The organism is Pseudomonas sp. 2822-17 (assembly GCF_002742485.1).
Classification (GTDB): Bacteria; Pseudomonadota; Gammaproteobacteria; order Pseudomonadales; family Pseudomonadaceae; genus Aquipseudomonas; species Aquipseudomonas cyclaminis.
Genome location: NZ_LJRZ01000905.1, coordinates 1 through 392 on the forward strand (window position 1 = coordinate 1; position 392 = coordinate 392).

At 37.0% G+C, this 392-nt stretch carries 1 protein-coding gene; it reads right to left on the bottom strand.

Annotated elements, in window-relative coordinates:
* Positions 1 to 392 (bottom strand): formate dehydrogenase accessory sulfurtransferase FdhD (locus AOA60_RS29655; protein WP_178075435.1); only part of this gene is annotated, 392 nt, incomplete at both ends.

The following is a 392-nucleotide window of genomic DNA, read 5'->3' on the forward strand; positions in this document are numbered from 1 at the left end:
CACTAAATGCGATCACTTTATCTTTCAAGGGAACATTATTTTTCAAACAATAACCAAAGATTTTATCTAAGACATTATGACGTCCTATATCTGATCGAGAAACTATGACTTCATCCACAGTGCAGAGGGCACCATTATGGAGGCCCCCTGTCTCGTGGAAATCCAATGAAGCCGTCTCTAACAAATCCATCAATCGAATAATTTGATCAGCACTTATTTTTGTCTTGGAAAAAATCGTTTTTGCCGTTTTTACATCGCTACTAAAATAAAACTGTCTACTTTTTCCGCAACACGATCCAATCACTCTCTTGGACATGGAACGATTATCTAAATCTAGCTTTCTTTTTAAGGAAATGTAGGCGTACCCTTTCCCTTCATCAATAGATATAGAC